This is a genomic window from Microvirga sp. P4_G7 (assembly GCF_056401005.1).
In genome coordinates, this window is record NZ_JBFUKD010000354.1 from 1 (window position 1) to 3,784 (window position 3,784).

The 3,784-nt window shown below is 62.4% G+C and carries 5 protein-coding genes; 2 read left to right on the forward strand and 3 right to left on the reverse strand.

Annotation, left to right across the window (positions count from 1 at the left end; translation table 11 throughout):
• On the reverse strand, positions 1–834 hold an 834-nt coding region (locus AC1DT3_RS14410), incomplete at its 3' end, for a pyridoxal phosphate-dependent aminotransferase (RefSeq protein ID WP_477465935.1).
• A 235-nt stretch (positions 835–1,069) separates the two neighbouring features.
• Here AC1DT3_RS14410 and AC1DT3_RS14415 point away from each other — a divergent pair.
• Both AC1DT3_RS14415 and AC1DT3_RS14420 read left to right on the forward strand, forming a co-directional pair.
• Positions 1,070–2,056: a Bug family tripartite tricarboxylate transporter substrate binding protein gene (locus AC1DT3_RS14415; RefSeq protein WP_477465936.1), complete on the forward strand. Its 987-nt coding sequence runs from the start codon at positions 1,070–1,072 to the stop codon at positions 2,054–2,056.
• Positions 2,057–2,189: 133 nt separating this feature from the next.
• Positions 2,190–2,594 (forward strand): VOC family protein, encoded by a 405-nt coding sequence (locus tag AC1DT3_RS14420; RefSeq protein ID WP_477465937.1) that lies wholly within the window; start codon positions 2,190–2,192, stop codon positions 2,592–2,594.
• 6 nt (positions 2,595–2,600) lie between these two features.
• Here the strand turns inward: AC1DT3_RS14420 and AC1DT3_RS14425 are convergent, their stop codons facing one another.
• Both AC1DT3_RS14425 and AC1DT3_RS14430 read right to left on the reverse strand, forming a co-directional pair.
• Positions 2,601–3,383, reverse strand: coding sequence for a FadR/GntR family transcriptional regulator (locus AC1DT3_RS14425; protein WP_477465938.1), 783 nt, complete (start codon positions 3,381–3,383; stop codon positions 2,601–2,603).
• Positions 3,384–3,432: 49 nt separating this feature from the next.
• Positions 3,433–3,784, reverse strand: a 352-nt coding sequence (locus AC1DT3_RS14430; RefSeq protein WP_477465939.1) for an ATP-binding cassette domain-containing protein, incomplete at its 5' end; no start/stop codon positions are given.

A 3,784-nucleotide genomic window follows, 5' to 3' on the forward strand; every position in this document is an offset into this window, starting at 1 on the left:
CCATTGAGCGATGGAGCAGGCGCCAGATGTCTGCTGACCCTGGACGAAATCCATCGCCTTGATGAGGTGCTCGGGACCGGCCGCGTAGCCGATGCGCCAGCCGGTCATGGCGTAGGATTTCGAAACGCCGTTCATGGTCAGCGTGCGATCGTAGAGGCCGGGCTCAACTTGCGCCGGAGTGACGAATTCGAAATCCCCGTATGTGAGGTGCTCGTACATGTCGTCGGTAAGCACCCACACATGCGGATGGCGCATGAGGACGTCGGTGATCGCCTTCATTTCAGCGCGCGAATAGGCGGCGCCGGTCGGGTTCGACGGCGAATTGAGAATGACCCATTTGGTCTTCGGCGTGATCGCGCGCTCGAGGGGCTCCGACTGGAGCTTGAAATTGTTCTCCATCGTGCAATCGACGATCACGGCCTTGCCGCCGCAGAGGCCGACCATCTCCGGATAGGAGACCCAGTAGGGCGCCGGAACGATGACTTCGTCGCCCGGATTGATGGTGGCGAGCAACGCGTTGTAGATGACCTGCTTGCCACCCGTGCAGACGATGGTCTGCGAAGGCTTGTAGTCGAGGCCGTTCTCACGCTTGAACTTCGCGGCGATGGCCTCGCGCAGCGGCACGATCCCGGCAACCGGCGTGTACTTCGTCTCGCCGCGACGGATCGCGGCCATGGCGGCCTCTTTCACATTGTCCGGCGTATCGAAATCGGGCTCTCCGACGGAAAGGCTGATCACGTCCCGCCCCTGGGCTTTCAGGTCTCGCGCTTTCTGCGTGATGACGATTGTCGCAGATGGCTTGATGCGCGAAAGGGCGTCAGACAAAAAGCCCATGGGAATCCTCCAGTCGGGGCGTTACAAGGGGCCGGTCAGTGGCGACCGGACCCTAGAACATGATGCTGAAAAATGCGAAATGGTTCTCAGCGGAAATCATGCTCGAAATTTATGGAAACGATCACTTTCGGTGAATTTGGGCCACATCGGTCCAAACCCTTCGTGGTCTAGTCCGCCAGCGCCGCTCAAGCAAGCAAAACGACCCGCGGTCACGCGGTTTTTCAGGAGACGCCCCTTGCCGACGAACTCTCGCCTCACCCGCCGCATCGCGCTCGGCCTTTTTGCCGCCGCCGCCCTGCTTTCCACAGGCGCCCTGGCGCAGAATTTCCCGAGCCGCATCATCAAGATGGTCGTGCCGTATCCGGCGGGCGGACCGACGGACGTGATCGCGCGTATCGTCGCCGAGGAGATGGGCAAGGAACTGGGGCAGAACGTCATCGTCGAGAACCTCGCCGGCGCATCGGGGGCGGTCGGAACCCGCGCGGTCGCCAAGGCGGAGCCTGACGGCTACACGATCATGTTCGGCAACAACCAGACGCACGGCAACAACATGTTCCTGCTGAAGGAGCCGGGTTACGACGCGATCAAGGATTTCGCGCCGCTCGCCGGGGCGGGCGCGTTCGAGCACGTGTTCGTGGTTCCGAACTCCCTGCCGGCAAAGACCATCCCGGAACTGGTCGCTCTCGCCAAGAAGGACCCCGGCAAGCTCAATTACGGCTCGACCGGCATCGGCTCAGGCTCGCACCTGGCGACCGAGCTGTTCATGACCCGGACCGGCATCAAGATGACCCACGTGCCCTTCCGCGGCGCGGCGCCCCTCGTGACCGAATTGATGGCCGGCCGCATCGATGTCTCGAATTCGACCCTGCCGAGCGTGCTCGGACAGATCCAGGCCGGCGAATTCCGCGCCATCGGGATCGCCAGTCCGCAACGCAACGCCCAGCTCCCCGATGTTCCGACGTTGCGCGAGCAGGGCATCACGAACGCGGACGCTGAATCGTGGGCGGCTTTCTTTGCTCCGGTGAATACGCCGAAGCCAATCCTCGACAAGCTCTCCGGCACCATCGTCGGGATCCTGAACAAGCCCGCGGTGAAGGATCGGATCGTCAAGCTCGGCTTCACTCTGAACGTGCGCGATCCCGAGGCTTTCAAGCCCTATCTGGCGCAAGAAATTCAGACCGGCGCCGAGATCATCAGCGCAGCGAACATCAAGGCCGAGTAAGCCGTCGCTCGCACGCCACTTCATGGCCGGGCTTGCAGGCCCGGCCATCCGCGTTATTTCGCCATTCATCGTTCGGGAAGCGCTTTGTTCGCGCCGGAGTGACCATGGAAATCTTCGAGATCGCGGGGTTCGCATGCAGTTCCATCAAGGCCGCCTCATCGACCACGTCCATCTACGCGCCTCCGATTTGGAGGCCAGCCGAGCGTTCTACCGTGCTGTGTTGAAAGCGGTTGGGCGCGAGTTCACATCGGTAAGCCCGAAGCATTTCGCGTGCGACGAGCTCTGGGTCGATCAGGCCGACGGCGCGGTGTCACGCGTTCATCTCGCCTTTCAGGCCTACGACGTCGAAACCGTGAAAGCCTTCCACGCCGTCGCCCTGGCCCATGGCGGGCGGGACAATGGCGCACCAGGCGAACGCAACTATCATCCAGGCTATTACGGCGCCTTCGCATTCGATCCTGACGGCAACAACATCGAGGCGGTTTTTCACGGGCCGGCGAAGCGGTCGGCCCCATCCGTCGTCATCAGTACGGAATGAACACGGTCAGACGCCGGCCGCCGAACGGCTGCGCCGCAGCCGGCGACCGCTCTGCTCTTCGAGTGCGCGCTCGAGAATGATGAGCCGCTGTTCGGTGATGTCGGCGATCTTGTCGGGATCTCCGGCCTCGATGGCGGCCATCATTTTCTCGACGAGTTCGAGCGACAGGGCGAGATCGGCGCGCGAGCGCAGGGTCTTGAAGCGCATGGGCTCGACCCAATGAAGCAGGATGTCCATCAGCCGGACGACGAGCCTGTTGCGGGTTGCGCGGGCGAGCGCAAGATCGAACCGCATCRTGGCGATGATGACCGAATGAACGTGATCAGGCTCGATCGTCGTCGCCGATGGCTTGGGAAGCGATTCGTGGCCGAAAGCGATCGCGTCGCGCATCTGGTCGTAATCGCCATCTTCGGCATATTGGGACGCGATCTGCGCCACCCACGGCAAGATCAGCCGACGTACTTCCAACGCCTCATCGAATTCGCCGGGCCGCATCTCCGGCCGCGCCACGATGAAATCGAACGGCACGATTTCGCTGGTGACGAACGTGCCGCCGCCCGCTCCGGGCTTCACCGTCAGGATGTTCGCCTCGACGAGAAGTTTGACCGCTTCGCGGACGGTCGGCCGACTCACCTGCATCTGCTCGGCGAGGCTTCGCTCCGAGGGTAGCCGCGACCCGATCCGGAAGAAGCCTGTCCTTACGGCATCCGCGAGGCGGCGCGCCACTTCCTCGCTCGGCAGCAGGACGTGGATCGGCTCGAAATGCCGGTTTGGTACCTCGCTTCTCATCGCTTCTTGCCGTCGAGCCGGGTCATTTTCACTATCGGTCTGTAAACGCTCATGCTCCCAAATAGGCTTTTTCGATCGCCGGATCACTGGAAATCTCGGCCGGCGTTCCTTGGGCCACGATCTGTCCCAACTCCATCACGTAGACATAGTCGGCGACGCGCAGCGCCTGCTCGGCATTCTGCTCGACGATGAGGAACGTCACCTTGTCGCGACGTCGGATCTCGAGGATCGCCGAGAACATGGCCTCGAAGATCAAAGGGGCAAGGCCGAGAGAGGGCTCGTCGAGGAGGATGAGCTTCGGCCTCGCGACGAGCGCGCGGGAGACCGCCAGCATCTGCTGTTCGCCACCCGAGAGCGACCAGCCGAGTTGGTCTTCGCGCTCCTTGAGACGTGGAAAGAGC